Source organism: Aestuariivirga sp., from assembly GCF_046093005.1.
In the GTDB taxonomy this organism is placed as follows: domain Bacteria; phylum Pseudomonadota; class Alphaproteobacteria; order Rhizobiales; family Aestuariivirgaceae; genus Aestuariivirga.
The window spans coordinates 43919-60727 of record NZ_JBJTER010000104.1; the positions used below are offsets into that span (position 1 = coordinate 43919).

A 16809-nucleotide genomic window follows, 5' to 3' on the forward strand; every position below is an offset into this window, starting at 1 on the left:
ATGCTGGCGGGCAGTTAGGCTTGGCGGGTGGATCGGTCAAGCTCTGATGGCGTCGATCGCATCGACCAGGCCGAGGCGCGAAATCCGCACCCCGGGCGGAAAGGCGGTTGCGAAGCGCGAGGCCAGCCGCGGGTCGAGCACCACGAAACTGCCCCTGTCGCCAGCCCGGCGGATGAGCCGCCCGAAGCCCTGGCGCAGCCGGAGCCGCACCACCATGTCGGTATAGGCGTTGCCGCCGAACGCCTCGCGCCGCGCCCGCTCGAGAATGGTGGGCGTTGCCCATGGCACCCGGTCGAGCACGATGAGGCGCAGGGAATCGCCCGGCACGTCCACGCCGTCGCGCACCGCGTCGGTGCCGAGGAGGCAGGCGTCGCGCTCGGCGCGGAACATGTCGACCAGCGTTCCCGTATCCATCGAATCGACATGCTGGGCATAGAGCGGCAGGCCGGCGTCGGCCAAAGGCTTCACCAGCCGGCGGTGCACCGCCTTCAGGCGCGCGATGGCGGTGAACAGGCCGAGCGCGCCGCCGCCCGCCGCCAGGAACAATTCGCGATAGGCGGCCGCCACCTGGTCCATGTCCTCGCGGTTGACGTCCGTCACCACGATGACGCGGCTCGACCCCACATAATCGAAGGGCGACTCCCAGCCTTCGCGCCGCACCGGATAGGGGAGATGCACCGCGCCAGTGCGCATTTCGGCATTGGCCCAGTCGTCCGGTATGTCCGGAGGCCGGTCTTTGAGCGTCGCCGAGGTGATGACGATGCCGTCGGCCTGCCGCAACACCGCGAGCGCCATGGGCTCGGTGGGATCAAGCCAATGCGAATGCAGACCCACATCATGCTCGCGGCCGAAGGCCTGCGCGATATCGAACCAATCCACGAACAGCGGGTTTGGCCCGGAGGTGAGCCGCGCCAGCATCTCGATCCAGCCACCCACCATCAGATCGCCCCGGCGCTTGAGCGAGCGCGCCGCCGCCTCAATGCGGCCGCGATCCTGGGTGGAGAGTTCCGCGGCCTCGCTGTCGAGCTTCCTGGCGAGCGCGCCCGCCAATGCCGACATCGGCTTGCGGAGTTCGTGGAGTGCCGCGGCAAGTTCCCCGGCCGCCTCCGCGAGGCCATCGACCAGCGGCTGGCAGTCTGTTTCCAGCGTGTGGCCGGCGCTGTTCTGTTCGGCGCGCGCCAGCACCTGCTGGCGCACCAGCGTCAGGAACTCCTCGGCCAGGCCCTCGGGCTGGCCGGACTGCACGCGCCTCGTCCAGCCGGGTCCTGGCAGCGCCAGCGCCGCGCGCAACACCTCGCGCAGCAGCTTCTCGCCGGCGTCTTCCTCGCTCAGAAGGTCGCCGATCCGGTCATAAAGGCCGCGGCCGCGCCGGCGCTCGGTTTCCGGCCCCCTGATCCAGCGCCGGAGCTCGGCTGTCTCAATCCCCGTCAGATGGCCGGAAAAGGCCTGGTCCGCGGCATCGAACAGATGATGGCCTTCGTCGAACACGATGCGGCGCAACCCGCCTGCGGCATCCTCGCCTTCCTCCGTGCGGGCCGCGCCCAGCGCGTGATCGATCGCCGCCTGGTGCAGCACCAGCGCATGGTTGGCGATGACGACCGCTGCGTTGCGCCCGGCGCGCACCGAACGCTCGATGAAGCAGCGCCGGTAATGCGGGCAGGCGGCATAGATGCATTCACCGCGCCGGTCGGTGAGGCCCAGGGACTGCGCCGTGGTCGCCCGCGATTCGCCGTCGAGGGACAGATCGTCGAACAGCGACAGCATCCATGACGGAAAATCGCCGCCCACCATGTCGCCGTCCCTGGTGAAGCGCACCCAGCGCGAAATCAGCACGGCGAGCAGCGCCGTTCGCGGGTTGGCGGAAGTGAGCCGTCCGAAAACCTCCTGCATGTTGAGGAGGCAGACGTAGTTCTCCCGGCCCTTGCGGATCACGATGCGGCCGCGGCGCTCGGCGGGGTCGTTCACCAGCCGCGCGGTTTCCTGGTCGAGCTGGCGCTGCAGGTTCTTGGTATAGGTGGAGACCCAGACGGCTGCGTTGTTCTTGCGCGCCCACAGCCAGGCAGGCGCCAGATAGCCCAGCGTCTTGCCAAGCCCGGTTCCCGCCTCGGCGAGCAGGATATTGTTGATCTCCTTCGATTGCCGGGGCTGAAACGCGAAGCTCGCGGCCCCCGCATAGGCCGCTTGCGCGTCACGCCGTTCGGAACCGGGGTCAAGAATCTCAGACAGGAACTGCCGCGCCTCTTCCGGCGTCACCGGGTCCTGGCGGCCAGGCGCGCGGCCGCCGTCATCCTCCCATTCGGGGATGCGGTCCCAGGCATTGAGGCCGGTGGCGAAAGCCCCGGCATCGAGCTTCGGGTCGGCCTTCTGCAACGCCTGCAGCACATGTTTGGCCCAGGGCCAGTTGGCGTTCCTGAGAAAACTGGCGTTTTCCACGGTCTCGCGGAAAATCGGGTAATGGCGTCCGGCCAGCCTTCCCAGCAGGTCACGGGCGATCAGGCGCAGGGTTTCGGAATCATCACGCCCGGGGTCCAGCGCGAGGGCGCGGGCAATTCCCTGCGGGGTGGGCGTTGCAAAGCGCGCCGGGCAGACAAAGGCGAACAGCTCCGCCACATCGTAATGCCGCTGGTCGCGGGCCGCCCGCACGATGCCGCGCGGCGCCTGCGCGGCAACCCCCAGCCGCTCGATCAGAAAGGCCGAATGGCACAAGAGATGCGGGGCCGCCGCCAGCAAGGCAAGGGCCTCGGCCGGTTCCACCCGCGTGCCCCCGATCACGGCGCCCATGCCGGACGCTACGGCGGTGCGAGGCGTCGAATCCATGTGTGTTTCGTTGCTCAAGGCATTGAGCTTTAGAGGCTTGCCGGGCGTGACGGAAGAGCAAGCCGCCAAGGGCTTCGATTGACCCGCGGCCCCTGCATCCCTAAACAATCCGGTCTCAATCCCGTTTCCGGAAAATCGATTGCCATGACCGCCGATCCCGCCCTTCGCGCCGCCGCCGAAACCAGCAAGGCCTGGCCTTTCGAGGAAGCCCGCAAGCTTGTTGAGCGCATCAAGCGCACGGCCAAGAAGGAAGTGCTGTTCGAGACCGGCTATGGGCCTTCGGGCCTGCCGCATATCGGCACCTTCGGCGAGGTGGCGCGCACCACCATGGTGCGCCGCGCCTTTGAACTGCTGTGCGACGTGCCGACCAGGCTCCTGTGCTTCTCGGACGACATGGACGGCATGCGCAAGATTCCGGAAACAGTGCCGGACCCGGCGGCGCTCAGGCCCTATCTGCACATGCCGCTCACCGCGGTGCCCGATCCGTTCGGCGGCAAGTATGAAAGCTTCGGGCACCACAACAACGCCATGCTGCGCCGGTTTCTCGACGCGTTCGGCTTTGACTACGAATTCGCCTCGGCCACCGACTACTACAAGTCCGGCCGTTTCGACCCGATGCTGCTGCACGCGCTTGAGAAGTTCGACGACATCATGGCGGTCATGCTGCCAACGCTCGGCGAGGAGCGCCAGGCCACCTATTCGCCGTTCCTGCCGATCTCGCCTTCGACGGGCCGCGTGCTCTATGTGCCGATGAAAGCGGTCGATCCCAAGGCCGGCACCATCACATTCACCGACGAGGACGGGACCGACGTCACCATGCCGGTCACCGGCGGGCGCACCAAGCTGCAATGGAAGCCGGATTTCGGCATGCGCTGGGCAGCGCTCGGCGTTGATTTCGAGATGTTCGGCAAGGACCACCAGACCAACGCGCCGGTCTATGACCGGATCTGCGAAATCCTCGGCTCGGAAGCGCCGCAGCACTATGTCTATGAGCTTTTCCTGGATGAGAACGGCCAGAAGATTTCGAAGTCAAAGGGCAATGGCCTCACCATCGACGAATGGCTGACCTATGCCGATCCTGAATCGCTGGCGCTGTTCATGTACAACAAGCCGCGCGAGGCGAAGCGGCTTTATTTCGACGTGATCCCGCGCGCGGTCGATGATTACGGCGCTTTTCTTTCGGCCTATCAGCGCCAGGCGGACAAGCCCGCCGACCGGCTGATGAACCCGGTGTGGCACATCCATGGCGGCAACCCGCCGCCACCGGAGGAGGGCGGCATTTCCTTCGCGCTGCTGCTCAATCTGGCCGCTGTCGCCAATGCCCATGACAAGTCGTCCCTGTGGGGCTTCATCCTCCGCTATGCGCCCAGCCTCACGCCGGAAACGCATCCGCGGCTTGATGCGCTGGTGACCCACGCGCTGCGCTATTTCGATGATTTCGTGAAGCCGGCGAAGCGCTATCGTGCGCCGGCGGCGGCGGAGGCCACGGCGCTTGCCGATCTCTCCGCCGCACTGGCCTCGCTCCCCGCTGGCGCGAGCCCGGAGGACATCCAGCAGAAAGTCTATGACGTGGGCCGCCGCGACCCTTACCGGACCACGCAAAAGGATGGCTCGGTGGGCGTGGCGCAGAGCTGGTTCAACATGCTTTACCAGGTGCTGCTGGGCGAGGAGAAAGGCCCGCGCTTTGGCAGCTTCGTCGCGCTCTATGGCGTCGAGAATACCCGGAAACTGATTGCCCGCGCCATCGCCGGCGAACTGGCCGGCTAAGCCGGCCGGCCACGCGTGACCGGCGCTCAGCCGGTCTCGCGCAGATCCTCGCCCATTGGCGGGGCGTTTTCGCGCAGCACATAGCCGCGGCCCCACACGGTTTCGATGAAGTTCTTGCCGCCGGCCGCGTTGGCGAGCTTCTTTCTCAGCTTGCAGATGAAGACGTCGATGATCTTCAGTTCCGGCTCGTCCATGCCGCCATAGAGGTGGTTCAGGAACATTTCCTTGGTCAGCGTGGTGCCCTTGCGCAGCGAAAGCAGTTCCAGCATCTGGTATTCCTTGCCGGTCAGATGCACGCGGGCGCCGCCCACTTCCACCGTCTTGGTGTCGAGATTGACGCAGAGATCGCCGGTGACGATCACCGATTGGGCGTGGCCCTTGGAGCGGCGGACCACGGCGTGGATGCGCGCCACGAGCTCATCCTTGTGGAAAGGCTTGGTCATGTAGTCGTCGGCGCCGAAGCCAAGGCCCTTCACCTTGTCCTCGATGCCAGCCAGGCCGGACAGGATCAGGATCGGCGTGTTGACCTTGGCCACGCGCAGCGTCTTCAGAACTTCGTAGCCCGACATGTCAGGCAGGTTCAGATCCAGCAGAATGATGTCGTAGTCATAGAGTTTGCCCAGGTCGACGCCTTCTTCTCCGAGGTCGGTCGCATAGACATTGAAACCTTCCGATTTGAGCATCAGTTCGATGCTCTGAGCCGTCGCGGTGTCATCCTCGATCAGCAATACCCTCATCTCAAATCCCCTATCGTCTCCGGCCCCCGCGGAGCCTGTTTCCGGTTTACGCGGCTCATTCCGCCCCTCGCGCACACGAACCGTTAACGCTATTGGTTAGAATAAGCCGGGAAAGGTTAACAAACCCTAAGCTGGACTACGCAACCCATTGACAGGACTAACGACATGTAGTGGCGAGGGCCCGGTGAGGCCCCCTACATGCAGTATGCTCCGGCGCGCGGGGCGCCGGAATCGCCAAGACGGACCGATAATCAGTTTACCCCGCCTTAAGCTTACCAGTCCAACATGGACGCGATACGATGGACCGAATCGTGTTTTGTTAGTTGATTCGTGGAATCGTGAAAAGGGGTGCCGGGATCCCGGCGCCTGTCAGTGAGTTGAGTAAAGTTAGGGGTTACCCATGCGTTCACGCGAGACGCTCCTCAGGCTGCACCGGTTCCGCACGGCGGAAAAGCGCCGCCAGGCCGCCGATATCGCCTTCATGATCCAGGACTTCACCCGCAAGTTTGAGGAACTTGACGCGCAGGTGGCGTTCGAGGAGAGCCGGACAGGCGTCAGCGACCCAAGCCATTTCAGCTATTCGCTTACCGCGAAGTCGGCGCGCGCCCGGCGCGACAATCTTATGCGCTCGATCGCCGAACTGCGTGACCAGCAGGCCGAGGCCGAGACGGCTCTTGCCGTCGAGGAGCAGGAACTGCGCCGCGCCGAGATGATCGCGGAGAAGGAATCCCAAGGGGCCACAGCCATGGCGCCAGCCGCCGCCGCGGCGCCCGACATCCGGTAGGCTTCGTTCGGTGCAATTGATTGCGCGAGGTCCGGCGCGGCCGGACCGGGCGAGGGTTTGCATCAGTAATTCACGGTCAGGTTCACGTAGCCGCCCCACCAGTCCTCGGCGAGGCCCCTGGCGGCGCCGCGCAGGCCCGCGCCCGGGATTGACAGCGCGCCGCCCGCGGTGAGGAACAGGTTGGCGGTGAGGACGCGGGTGTATTCGAGATAGAAATCATCCGAAAGATGCGGAGTCTGGACACCCGCGATGATGATCGGCGTGCCGTTCTCGAACTCCACTTCCGCGCCCTGGCCGAACTGGATCGGACTGTTTTCCTGCACCGCGCGCACATGCCAGTAGCGGGCCCTGGCGAAATCGCGTTCGGAGAGCGTGACATCGACGCCGAAACGGTGCGCCATCACATTGGAATTGTAGAAGGCGAGCGAGGCATTGCCGCCCGTGGCCCAGCCGGTGGGCGAGCCCTCATAGAACAGCGAATCGAAACGCTCGTTGACTGACGTCGACGGGTCGTCGCCGGAGAAATAGCGGAAGGCGTAGCTGAACACCGGCATGAAGCGCAGGCCGGTTGCCGCATAGCCGATTTCCGCCTGGCCGCCCCAGGCCTGCTGGTCGATGCGCTCGTTCCATTCATAGGCGAGATCGCCGGCGAGCCACAGACCCGGCAGATCGGCCAGCGGCGTGGCGCGGCCATAGCCGTGCAGCACATTCATGCCCTCGCGGCCGCCGGGAATGATCACCAGCGGCGCGGCCAGCGCCGGATAGTCGGACTTCAGCACATGGATATAGGCGAGCCCGGCATAGTCCTCCGCCGACCAGTCGTAGCGCGCGTGCAGGCCCGCAAGCTCGGTGAGGCTGTCGCCCGACTCGAGTTCGCTCGGATCGAGATAGAACTGCTCCAGGGTGAGGCCGCCGAAACGCTCGCGGGCGATCGCCGTCATGTCCCAGGCGGTGCGCGGCGACAGCAGCAGGGCGCCGTGCTCATAGCCATTGCCGCCGCCCATCTGGATCAGAATGCCAGACCCGATCATATAGTCCTGCATGCCGGCCGAAACGTCGAAACCGATGTTGGGCCCCGCTGCCAGGCGCAGCCCGCCATAAGCGTTTTCGACAGTGACGGCGCCGGTGTCGCCGGCGTCGAATGCGTCCTTGCCCCAGGTGTAGGAGGCGACGGCGGCAAGGCCGCCATAGAAGGCCAGCGCGGAAGTGGCCTCGATGTCGAGCCTGGCCGAGGGCTTGACGTAGCCTTCCGTCCAGGAGCGGTCCGGATCGAAGGGCGTGGGCGGCGGGAAGGCGTCCGTCAGGTTCCACCAGCTGTCGATCTCGCCCGCCGTCTGCACCGCGGCGTCGAGGCCGAGTTTCAGCCGCCAGCCATCGCCCGTGAACAGCAGGGGGCCGGCTGGCGGCTCCTGCGCGCCTGCCGCGGGCAGGGCGACGGCCAGCACAACGCCGCAGACCGCGGCAGCGATGGACGTGCGGCGGAGACCCGGCACTGCTGTCGTCAAGGCGTCAGGCTGCTGCCTGGCTTCAGATTGCCGCCCGCCTGCCGCGGCGGGAATTCCTTCAGCGAGGCGAAATGCTGATCCAGCAGGTCGCGCACCAGGCCGCCCAGGAAGGCCTTCTTCATGGCCAGCAGGTTGGAGTAGTGGCCGTCCCGCTGCTCCAGCGGGTCCATGCGCAGGTTGAACACCAGCGCGCTGTCACGGAAATAGTCGAAGAAACCGTTGCGCTCCTTGAAATGGGTTTTCCACGGCCCGACGCGCACGGCCGTCAGCTGGCTCTCATTGTAAAAGATTTGCGTCTCGCGCTTCGAGGGCGCGCCTTCGGTCCAGGTGGCGAGGTTGTTGACGCCGTCGATCTTCACATGATGGCTGGCGAGCAGCTTTGCCGCCACGTCCTCCACGCCCGCCGCGGCGGCGAGTGTCGTGAACAGGTCCATGTGGCTCTGGATGCCGTTGGACACCGCGCCCGGCGGAATGTGCCCCGGCCAGCGGATCAGCATCGGCACGCGCACGCCGCCTTCCCAGGTGGTGGCCTTCTCGCTGCGGAACGGCGTGGTGCCGCCCTCCGGCCACCACGCGGCCATGGCGCCGTTGTCGGACGTGTAGAGCACGATGGTGTTGTCCGCCGCCTTCATCTCGTCCAGCGCCGTGAGGATCTGGCCCACATAGCCGTCATGTTCCATCAGGCCGCTGCCATAGAGATCATCGGCCGAGGAATAGGGCTGCGCCAGATAGCGGCTCTCCGGCTTCAGATGCGTGTAGATGTGCATGCGGGATGGCGCATACCAGGCGAAGAACGGCTTTCCCGCCGTGACGGCGTCCCGCATGAACGCGATGGTGCGCCTGGTGAAATCCTCGTCGATGGTGAGCATGCGCGCGATCGTCAGCGGGCCGGTGTCGGTGCAGACCTGCTTGCCCCAGGCGCCGAAGCGCGGATCGGCGGGTGCGGGGTTTTCGGTGTCCGAGGCCTTGCAGTCAAGCACGCCGCGCGGGCCATAGCGCGCGGTGAAGGCGGGGTCCTTCGGCCAGTCCGGATCTTCCGGTTCCTCCTCCGAATTCAGGTGGTAGAGATTGCCGTAGAACACGTCGAAGCTATGCACGGTGGGCAGGTGCTCGTTGCGGTCTCCCAGATGGTTCTTGCCGAACTGGCCGGTGGCATAGCCCTGGTCCTTCAGCACTTCGGCCAGCGTCGGGTCGCGCTTGCTGAGGCCGACGGGCGAGCCCGGAATGCCCACCGTGGTGAGGCCGGTGCGGATCGGCATCTGGCCGGTGATGAAGGCGGCGCGGCCCGGCGTGCAGGTGGGCTCCGCATAGTGGTCGGTGAACAGCATGCCCTGTTTCGCCAGGCTGTCGATATTGGGGGTGGGCACCATCATGCCGTGGCTGTAGGCGCCGATGTTGAAGTAGCCCACATCGTCCGGCATGATCATCAGGATGTTGGGCCTGGTCTCCGCCTGCGCGGGCAGGCCCAGCAGGCAGAGCAGCAATCCGGCTGCCGCGGCGGTCTTGAGTGGCGGCATGAGAGGCCTCCCGGCGCGTGTTGAGCGCATGCGCCGATCTATCCAGCGAATCGCCGCAAGGTCAAGGATGCGGAACCACCGCCGATTTGCGCGCTTGATCGCCGGGACGCCGGGCGGTATGCGGAAGGTCAGAGGGCGATTAGCTCAGTTGGTAGAGCGCTTCGTTTACACCGAAGATGTCGGGAGTTCGAGTCTCTCATCGCCCACCATGGGGCTCATGCGAAGTTTAGGACGCGCGCCTCGCTTGCCGTCGCGCGGTTTTGAGCGTGGCGCCGAACGCCAGGAGGGCGTCATGGCGCATCCGGGTCTCAGGGGCCTGAAGCGCACGACACTGGTGGACGCCAATCGCGGCCGCCCTGCATCTCTCTTCGAGGCGGTGGCGGGCGGGCTTGCGGGCCAGCTGGCGGCGGCAGGCCGGAAAGGCCGCGAGGTGATGCGCCTGAGCGACGCCACCCGCATCTTCGCGGGCCTTTATCACGCAGCAGCGGGTCAGGCCAGGCTATGACGAGACATGGGTGTGTTATGCCCGTCGCGTCTTTTCATGCAGCGGTGTCAGGTCTTGCCCAACCGTCATTTGCGGCAGAGGTCGATGAGGCCTGCCAGGTCGGCGTCATAGAGCGGAAAGATCAGCTCATCGCCGCCGCCAGCCCGCACCCGCAGCCGGTCGCTCTCACGCATCGCGGCGAGGATCGGATGATCGGCCGCCATCTCCACCTCGACGCTCGAATAGACACCCTCGGGAATGAGCTGGAGCTTGCCACGGAAGGTCACGGCCTCGGGCCCCGCGGTGAGTTTCACCGGAACTTCCTTGCCCTTCAGCGTCCTCAGTTCCTCGGTGGGCCGCGGCAGATAGAGGTTGACCATGTCCTTGCGCAGCACGCACCAGAAGCTCAGGCCCACATCGTCGCTATCGGGCACGCCGAAAATCAGGTAGGCTTCCTCGTCGCCGGCATCGAGCAGCCATTCGCGCTCCTGCGCCGGGGCGGTGCTGGCCATCAGGCCGAGGGCTAGGAACAGCAGAAGGCAACGGAGCATGGGCGGCAAACCTGGCGATGAGAATTCTGTCTATCGGCTCTTCTGGGATCGGGGAAGTGCCAATATGGCCCCGCATGCCGTGCTGCGTGAAATCGGCTGCCCGTTCGAACTTGTCCGTGTCGATGGGGCGAAGGGCGAGAACCGCAACCCCGCCTATCTGGCGCTGAACCCGCATCACCGGGTGCCGACCCTCGTCGATGGCCGGAAGGTGATCTATGAATCGGCGGCCATCGTGCTCTACCTCTGCGAAAATCATCCGGGCGCCGGGCTGATGCCCGCCATTGGCGCGCCGTCCCGCCACCTGTTCCTGCAATGGCTGTTCTATTTCACCAACACCCTGCAGGAGGAACTGCAGCACTGGTGGCATGCCGATCACTACCTTGACGGCGAGGCCGCCCGCGCCGAGCTGAAGGCCATCGCCGAACGGCGCATGGGCGTCATGTTCGGCAAGATCGACGCCGGGCTCACGGCCGCCGGGCCCTATATGCTGGGCCAGGATTTCTCCGCCGCCGACATTTTCCTCGTCATGCTGTGCCGGTGGACGCGCGGCATGGCGCGGCCCGCCACATCCTACCCCAACCTCAACCGCCTGATCGGACTGGTCACGGCAAGGCCCGCCTGGGCTGCCATGATGAAGGCCGAAGGCATCGACTGGAACGGACCTCTCGCATGAGCGCATCCCTGATCATCACCAATGCCAGCCTGCTCACCATGGACGCCGCCCGCCCGCGCGCCGCGGCCATCGCGGTCGCCGGCAACCGCATCGCCAGGCTGGGCAGCCACGCCGAGGTGATGGCGGAGAAGGGGCCTGCGACCCGGGTCGTCGATGCCGGCGGCGGCAGCGTCATCCCCGGATTCGTCGAAGGCCACATGCATCTCTTCGCCGGTGCGGGCGAACTCACCCATCTGCAGCTCTATGGCACGCGCGGCTTTGCCGAGCTCAAGGCCCGCACCGAAGCCTATATCCGCCAGAACCCGGGCGATGACCTGATCATCGGCGAACAGGCGGATTATGTGATCATCGGTGAGAGCGAGCCGCTGTCCCGCCACCACCTCGATGCCATCGTGAAGGACCGGCCGATCCTCGTATTCTCGCCCGATCATCACACCGCCTGGGCCAATACCATCGCGCTGGAGAAGGCGGGCCTCATCAGGGGCCGCAAGCTGGGCCCCGGCAATGAGATCGTGATGGGGGCGGATGGCCTGGCCCAGGGCGAATTGCGCGAAGGCGAGGCCATTGACCCGGTGCGCGCGCTGTCACGCAAGGGCGGGCGGGACCGGCTGGGGCTCACGACCGGCGGCGAGCCGGAGCCCTATCCCGGCCAGGACGGCTTCGAGTCTGATCTCGAGACCATGGCGGCGGGGCTTGCCCATGCCGCGGCGCATGGCATCACCTTCATCCAGAACATGGACGGCAATCTCTACACGCTCGAATTGCTGGAGGAACTCGAAAAGCGCGGCCAGCTCACGGCGCGCGTGAGGGTGCCGTTCCACTTCAAGAACTTCATGGAATTGGCCGTGCTGGACAAGGCGGCGGCCATGGCCAAGCGCTACCGTTCGCCCATGCTGTCCTCCGGCTTCGTCAAGCTGTTCATGGATGGCGTTGTCGATTCCGGCACCGCGGTGATGGTCGATGACTATGCCGACCGGCCGGGCTGGCGCGGCGAGCCGCTGTTCGAAGCGGAGCGCTTCGCCAGGATCGCCGTGGCGGCTGACCGGCTGGGCCTGCAGATCGCTGTCCACGCCATCGGCGATGGCGCGGTGCGCACCGTGCTCGATGGTTATGAGGCGGCGCTGAAAGCCAATGGCCGGCGCGACTCCCGCCACCGGGTGGAGCATGTGGAGGTCATCCATCCGGACGATATTCCGCGCTTCGCGGGCCTCGGCGTCATCGCCTCGATGCAGCCGCCGCATCCGCCGGGCTGCCACGGCCTGCCGCTCGAGCCTTATCTCTCGCGGATCGGCGAGGCGCGCTGGCCCCATGCCTTCGCCTGGAAGGCGCTGCGCGAGGCGGGCGCCAGGCTCGTTTTCGGCACCGACTGGCCGGTCTCCGACATCGATCCGATGTGGTCGCTGCAATCGGCGATGACCCGCGGCCGCTGGACTGAAGCGATGCCCGACAACCGCCAGAGCCTCCACCAGGCGCTTCATTCCTATACCGCCGACGGCGCCTGGGCCGGCTTCATGGAGGGCCAGACCGGGGTGCTGAAAGAGGGGATGCTCGCCGATCTCTGCGTGCTGCCGGCTGATCTTGAGAACACCGATCCCGGAACCTTCAAATCGATTCGCCCACGGATGACCGTGTGCGACGGACGGGTGGTGTTCGGGGGGTGAAGGCGCTCCGTCTTTACGCCCACACTGTTGACCGGCATGGCAAAGCCCACCCGCGCCCGCCCCATGTGGCCACATGGGAGGATCGGGAGGGCTTCACCCGCGGCGCGGCTCTGATCCATGTTAACGTCACGGAATTCGCAGGAGAATTCCGGTTGGCAAGTAACCTTGTTTAGGTCTCGCTGAAATCGTCTGCAACTCGATGCAACTGTTGAACGCTGCGCCAAAGCAGGCATAATCGGAGCCTGGTGCGGGAAGTGTTTATGGAAGAGTCAGCAGGGTTCTCATGAAAGCTCTGTTTCGCATAGAGCTATTGGGCGCTTGTCGGATTACGGACACGACCAGCGGTGCCGAGGTCGAATTCAAGACCCGTAAGGCGAAATGCGTTCTCGGCATTCTTGCCCTCAGCCCGGAAGGCAGGATCAGCCGCGAACGCCTGTCTTCGCTGCTTTGGGATCCGGCGCCCGAGGGGCAGGCGCGGGCGAGCCTGCGTCAGTCACTGAGAGAGATACGTGAATCGTTTGGCGCGAGGGCCGATCAGGTTATCGATGCCAGCCGCTTCCACGTCGAATTGCGCCGGAATGCGGTAGATGTCGATGCCTTGGCCTGCCGCCAGCTGCTCAATGCCGCGGCATCGGACGCCGGGGCAGCGCTGGCGGCTGCCGTGCTCTGGAAAGGCGATCTTTTCGGCCAATTGCCGCCGCCCGCGCCTGTGTTCGAGGCTTGGCTGCAGGTTGAGCGCACGAACCTGCGATCGCTTCTGACCAAGTCTCTCACCGACCGGCTCGAGACCCTGATGGCGGCGGCCGACTTCGGGGACGCCCGCGCCGCCGAGGAGTTGATCCGCATCGAGCCAAGCCATGAACTGGCGCATCAATTCCTGATGCGCTTCCACGCCATGCGCGGCGATCAGGCGGCGGCGCTTCGGCAGTATGTGTTGCTGGACAAGGCGCTGGCCGAGGAGCTGGACAGCGAACCCAGCAGCGAAACCAACGACCTCCTTGTCGCCGTGAAGCGTGGCGACATTGGCCCCAAGTCAGTCACGCCGCAGCACGTGGCCCCGCCGCGGGCACCGCGCCAGGGGCCCCCGAAAATCGCCGTTCGTCCGCCGCTTACGCGCCATGCCGACGCCAGCAAGGACTATCTCGGCGAAGGTTTCGCCTACCTCGCCAAGTCCTGTCTTTCCCGCTTCCGTTGCTGGATCGTGGTCCCCTGGCCGAGCCGCGGCTATGAGTCCGATACGGCCGTCGACTTTTCGGCCCTGGGTGAGGCGATCGGCGCCGATTTCGTGGTCGATTGCGTCCTCGACTGGCGGTCCTCCACTGGAAAGCTCTTCGTATCGCTGATCGACTGCCGTGATGGCCGGGAGGTTTGGTCGCGGGTCTATCCCGTGGCGGAACATGATCTTCAGGAACTGGGATCAACGGTTGCCGGGGCGGTGGCCGCGCACCTTGCATCCCAGGTGAACTATATCTCGCTGCTGCGTCATGCCCGCAGTGTGCCGGGCAGTCCTGTCGCCTATGATCTGTGGTTGAAGGGCCATCAGCTGAGCAGGATGTGGAATGCCGAAGCTGACGTGACCGCCGAGGACCTGTTCAAGCGCGCCATCGAGCTGGACCCCGGCCTTGCCTGCAGCTACGCGAGCCTTGCCGCGATCCTCAACACGCGCTTCATGGTTCGGCCTGGCTACACGCGGCGCGAACAGGACTGCGCGGAAGCCCTGAAACATGCGCAAAACGCGGTGGCGCTCGACCCTTTCGATTCGCGCTGCCATATCGGCATGGCCTGGAGCTGGCTGATCGCCCGCTCAGCCGAGCGCGCCCAGTCGCACTTCAGGCTGGCTGTCGAACTCAATCCCCATGATTCGGAGACGCTCATCTCGGCGGCGGCAGGCATGGCTTTCCTTGGCCATATCGAGGATGCGAAACGGTGGTCAGCGCTCGCGGTATCGTTTGATCCATTGTTTCCGGAGTATTTCCGGGCCTATCTTGCAATCATCTACTATCTGTGTGGAGACTTTGCCGCCACCGCCGGCGAAGTAGCCAAGAATCCGGACGTATTTTTTGATCTGATGGCATGGGCCGCCGCGGCTTTCGCCCAACTGGGAGAAGAAAAGAGAGCCGCCGAGGCGTACAGATCGTTCTGCAGCCTGGCGGCCCCCAAGTGGGAGGGTGGGAGCGCCCTCTCGGAAATTGCCCTTGAAAGCTGGTTGCTCGATGTCAATCCCATCCTCTGGCAGGATGGCCGGGAGAGCTTCGAGCATGGCATCAGGCTGGCGCGGCAGTTCGCCAGCAAAGCCTATGGCGCATCGTTGATCAGCGGCACTTGCGCATGAAGTAGCGCGCCAGGAAGACCGGGAAACTGGCGGCGTAGGTCTCGTCGGGCGGCTTTGGCGGCTTCTTCAGGTCGCCGGCCCACGGTATCCGGACATGTATGCGGTGCTCCGTGTCATAGACGGGAACAATGTCGACGTGCGCCGGCACTCTGCCATCAGCGCTGCCGTCATACCGATAGCCGGCATCGTAAAGCCATTTCCGGATGTCCTTGTTGAATTTCGCCCATTCCGAGGCTGGTCCTTGTTTGAACACGCTCTTGCTCAAGCGAATGATCGCATTGCCGGTCTTGGCCTGATCGGCCACCGAGGCTGATTTGAGCATGAAAAATCCCATCTCTTGTCTCCCTGCTTTAGCGGCCGGCTGCCGTTCGCGGCAGCCGTGGAATTACCAAAATCTATGCAGCGTGAAATCACCGTGAAACGGGCCGAAGCGGTGGCCACGCCGGACTTGAACCGGCGTCAGTTACGATTAGAAAATAAGCGCATGAGACGGATGAAAGCAAAGTTGCCTCCCGCCTTGCAGCCGCCGCTGGCATTTGGCCGATCTTGCAACCCGGATGAGGCGCTCCCCGGCGCGGTGCGCCTGTTTGGCTGGTCAAGGAGAAAGTCTTATGGGCGTTTTCAGCGGCGCGGACCGGCTTGCGGTTCCGCATACCCCGATTGGCGGCGCACAGGACCTGGCGGAGGCCGCCCCGGCAAGTCCTTCTCGGCTTTCTCCGGATCCGGGCCGCATTGCGGACACTGGTCCCTCTACCGGCGGGACGGCTGTTAGCATAATGGCTCAGTCTTCTGCGGAGTTGGTCCTCAGATTGCGTGTGGCGGTGGCAGAAGACTTCGATCTTGTAAGGCTGGAGTTTCCGGAGCTACCCATCTTTCTTGCTGTCGCCCGGCCCCTGGCGGATGGCGTGACCGGCGACCGTCCGCGGCTGCCGGCGGGCCGCGGGCTGACGCCGAATGATGCATTGATTGCCGCTGGCGCGGAAGCGCTGGAGCTGCGCGCCAGCCTGGCCCGCAATCATCCACGCAGTCAACGCCGGGACAGAGAGGGCGTGGAACGCGTCGAAGCCCGGGATTTGCTCAGCCACGAGACCGCAATGCTGCCGGCCAGGCAAGTCTTTCTCGATCACCCGCAAGCGCTGGGAAAGGGGCCGCCCGTGGGCGCCGATTCAACGGGCTGCGCGGCCGGCAACACCTACGCGGAGGCCTGCCGCGGCGGACTTCTCGAATGCATCGAGCGCGATGCCGTGGCCTTGTGGTGGCACGGCCGCCAGCGCCGCGCTGCTTGGCCGGTCGAACTCATCGACGCCATCGCGCCGCGTCTTGCGTGGTGGCTCGAAACCCGCCCTCGCCGGACGGTGCTGCTCGACGTGTCTCAGGATAGCGGTGTTCCTGTTGTGGCGGCGTTTTCCACGTCGCCGGATGGCAGGCATGTCGCGCTGGGCAGCGCCGCGCGTTTCATCGCGGCCGAGGCGGCGGTGGCCGCCGTCACCGAAATGATCCAGACCGAGGTCAGCCTGGCGCTGGCCCTGGAAGCCGGCGATGACGAGGCGCGGCGCTGGCTGGAAGCAGCATCGGTCCATCGCATGCCGCAGCTTCAGCCTGACAGCGCCGCCAAGCCGAAGCCCTATATCGTGGCGGATACCGCCCAGGCGCTCCACAATCTGGCCGCCAGTGGTCACCGGGTCCTCGCCGTCAATCTGACTCTTCCCGGCGATCCGCTGGAGAGCGTCAGGATCATCGTCGGCGGCTACTGCGCGCTTGGCGGGCAGATCGACGCCGCGCGGTTCCACCGTATCATCGGCGGCCCGCCGCAGCCTTCAGCAGGCGCTTTCCTCGAGCCCTACTAGGTGGTGTTGACAAAGTGTCTGCACCAGAGGCGTGCTGAGGCGATGAGAACGAAACCGAGATAGCTTTCTGTTGTCTTGTCGTATCGTGTTGCAAGCCTACGGGAGTTCTTGAGTTTGTTGAAGCAGCGCTCGAT

General features: G+C 65.2%; 13 protein-coding genes, 1 tRNA gene and 1 pseudogene. 8 read left to right on the forward strand and 7 right to left on the reverse strand.

All coding sequences use genetic code 11. From position 1 onward, the window contains the following. Positions 1-36: 36 nt before the first annotated feature. Entirely contained in the window at positions 37-2817 is a 2781-nt protein-coding gene (locus ACKOED_RS09210; protein ID WP_408916303.1) for an ATP-dependent DNA helicase, read from the reverse strand. Positions 2818-2961: 144 nt separating this feature from the next. On the opposite strand from ACKOED_RS09210, the gene ACKOED_RS09215 reads away from it, so the two are divergent. Beyond that, complete coding sequence (locus tag ACKOED_RS09215; protein WP_408916304.1) at positions 2962-4584, forward strand: lysine--tRNA ligase; 1623 nt, start codon at positions 2962-2964, stop codon at positions 4582-4584. Positions 4585-4610: 26 nt separating this feature from the next. Here ACKOED_RS09215 and ctrA read toward each other — a convergent pair whose 3' ends face one another. Beyond that, entirely contained in the window at positions 4611-5321 is a 711-nt protein-coding gene (gene ctrA, locus ACKOED_RS09220; protein ID WP_408916305.1) for a response regulator transcription factor CtrA, read from the reverse strand. A 400-nt stretch (positions 5322-5721) separates the two neighbouring features. Between ctrA and ACKOED_RS09225 the strand changes: the two genes are divergently transcribed. Next, positions 5722-6105: a flagellar export protein FliJ gene (locus tag ACKOED_RS09225; protein WP_408916306.1), complete on the forward strand. Its 384-nt coding sequence runs from the start codon at positions 5722-5724 to the stop codon at positions 6103-6105. Between the two features lie 62 nt (positions 6106-6167). Here the strand turns inward: ACKOED_RS09225 and ACKOED_RS09230 are convergent, their stop codons facing one another. Both ACKOED_RS09230 and ACKOED_RS09235 read right to left on the reverse strand, forming a co-directional pair. After that, positions 6168-7610, reverse strand: coding sequence for a hypothetical protein (locus ACKOED_RS09230; RefSeq protein ID WP_408916307.1), 1443 nt, complete (start codon positions 7608-7610; stop codon positions 6168-6170). Continuing rightward, positions 7607-9127 carry an arylsulfatase gene (locus tag ACKOED_RS09235; protein WP_408916308.1) on the reverse strand — a complete coding sequence of 507 codons (1521 nt, stop codon included), beginning with the start codon at positions 9125-9127 and terminating at the stop codon, positions 7607-7609. Before ACKOED_RS09235 ends, ACKOED_RS09230 begins: the two co-directional genes overlap by 4 nt. Before the next feature lie 133 nt (positions 9128-9260). On the opposite strand from ACKOED_RS09235, the gene ACKOED_RS09240 reads away from it, so the two are divergent. Together ACKOED_RS09240 and ACKOED_RS09245 are read left to right on the forward strand one after the other, a co-directional pair. After that, positions 9261-9336: transfer RNA gene (locus ACKOED_RS09240), tRNA-Val, on the forward strand. Between the two features lie 83 nt (positions 9337-9419). Continuing rightward, positions 9420-9632 carry a hypothetical protein gene (locus ACKOED_RS09245; protein WP_408916309.1) on the forward strand — a complete coding sequence of 71 codons (213 nt, stop codon included), beginning with the start codon at positions 9420-9422 and terminating at the stop codon, positions 9630-9632. A 65-nt stretch (positions 9633-9697) separates the two neighbouring features. On the opposite strand, the gene ACKOED_RS09250 is transcribed toward ACKOED_RS09245, so the two are convergent. Beyond that, positions 9698-10123 carry a hypothetical protein gene (locus ACKOED_RS09250; RefSeq protein WP_408916310.1) on the reverse strand — a complete coding sequence of 142 codons (426 nt, stop codon included), beginning with the start codon at positions 10121-10123 and terminating at the stop codon, positions 9698-9700. A 37-nt stretch (positions 10124-10160) separates the two neighbouring features. Between ACKOED_RS09250 and ACKOED_RS09255 the strand changes: the two genes are divergently transcribed. From ACKOED_RS09255 to ACKOED_RS09265, 3 genes are all read left to right on the forward strand, one after another. Further along, entirely contained in the window at positions 10161-10835 is a 675-nt protein-coding gene (locus ACKOED_RS09255; protein WP_408916311.1) for a glutathione S-transferase family protein, read from the forward strand. Beyond that, positions 10832-12496 carry an amidohydrolase gene (locus tag ACKOED_RS09260; RefSeq protein ID WP_408916312.1) on the forward strand — a complete coding sequence of 555 codons (1665 nt, stop codon included), beginning with the start codon at positions 10832-10834 and terminating at the stop codon, positions 12494-12496. The genes ACKOED_RS09255 and ACKOED_RS09260 overlap by 4 nt, the downstream gene beginning before the upstream one ends. Before the next feature lie 283 nt (positions 12497-12779). Next, the gene (locus ACKOED_RS09265; RefSeq protein ID WP_408916313.1) at positions 12780-14828 is read left to right on the forward strand and encodes a BTAD domain-containing putative transcriptional regulator; all 2049 of its coding nucleotides are present in this window, start codon (positions 12780-12782) and stop codon (positions 14826-14828) included. Here the strand turns inward: ACKOED_RS09265 and ACKOED_RS09270 are convergent. Continuing rightward, positions 14809-15162 carry a hypothetical protein gene (locus tag ACKOED_RS09270; protein WP_408916314.1) on the reverse strand — a complete coding sequence of 118 codons (354 nt, stop codon included), beginning with the start codon at positions 15160-15162 and terminating at the stop codon, positions 14809-14811. The genes ACKOED_RS09265 and ACKOED_RS09270 overlap by 20 nt on opposite strands. Before the next feature lie 481 nt (positions 15163-15643). On the opposite strand from ACKOED_RS09270, the gene ACKOED_RS09275 reads away from it, so the two are divergent. Next, positions 15644-16675: a YcaO-like family protein gene (locus tag ACKOED_RS09275; protein WP_408916315.1), complete on the forward strand. Its 1032-nt coding sequence runs from the start codon at positions 15644-15646 to the stop codon at positions 16673-16675. Here ACKOED_RS09275 and ACKOED_RS09280 read toward each other — a convergent pair. Continuing rightward, positions 16672-16809 (reverse strand): annotated as a pseudogene (locus tag ACKOED_RS09280) (IS5/IS1182 family transposase); the annotation flags it as partial. The gene ACKOED_RS09275 and the pseudogene ACKOED_RS09280 overlap by 4 nt on opposite strands.

What these genes read in the sequence shown, in the direction of transcription:
- ACKOED_RS09210 (WP_408916303.1), bottom strand. Translation starts at nt 2,817, where the DNA reads ATGGATTCGACGCCTCGCACCGCCGTAGCGTCCGGCATGGGCGCCGTG.
- ACKOED_RS09215 (WP_408916304.1), top strand. Translation starts at nt 2,962, where the DNA reads ATGACCGCCGATCCCGCCCTTCGCGCCGCCGCCGAAACCAGCAAGGCC.
- ctrA (WP_408916305.1), bottom strand. Translation starts at nt 5,321, where the DNA reads ATGAGGGTATTGCTGATCGAGGATGACACCGCGACGGCTCAGAGCATC.
- ACKOED_RS09225 (WP_408916306.1), top strand. Translation starts at nt 5,722, where the DNA reads ATGCGTTCACGCGAGACGCTCCTCAGGCTGCACCGGTTCCGCACGGCG.
- ACKOED_RS09235 (WP_408916308.1), bottom strand. Translation starts at nt 9,127, where the DNA reads ATGCCGCCACTCAAGACCGCCGCGGCAGCCGGATTGCTGCTCTGCCTG.
- ACKOED_RS09245 (WP_408916309.1), top strand. Translation starts at nt 9,420, where the DNA reads ATGGCGCATCCGGGTCTCAGGGGCCTGAAGCGCACGACACTGGTGGAC.
- ACKOED_RS09250 (WP_408916310.1), bottom strand. Translation starts at nt 10,123, where the DNA reads ATGGCCAGCACCGCCCCGGCGCAGGAGCGCGAATGGCTGCTCGATGCC.
- ACKOED_RS09255 (WP_408916311.1), top strand. Translation starts at nt 10,161, where the DNA reads ATGGGCGGCAAACCTGGCGATGAGAATTCTGTCTATCGGCTCTTCTGG.
- ACKOED_RS09260 (WP_408916312.1), top strand. Translation starts at nt 10,832, where the DNA reads ATGAGCGCATCCCTGATCATCACCAATGCCAGCCTGCTCACCATGGAC.
- ACKOED_RS09265 (WP_408916313.1), top strand. Translation starts at nt 12,780, where the DNA reads ATGAAAGCTCTGTTTCGCATAGAGCTATTGGGCGCTTGTCGGATTACG.
- ACKOED_RS09270 (WP_408916314.1), bottom strand. Translation starts at nt 15,162, where the DNA reads ATGGGATTTTTCATGCTCAAATCAGCCTCGGTGGCCGATCAGGCCAAG.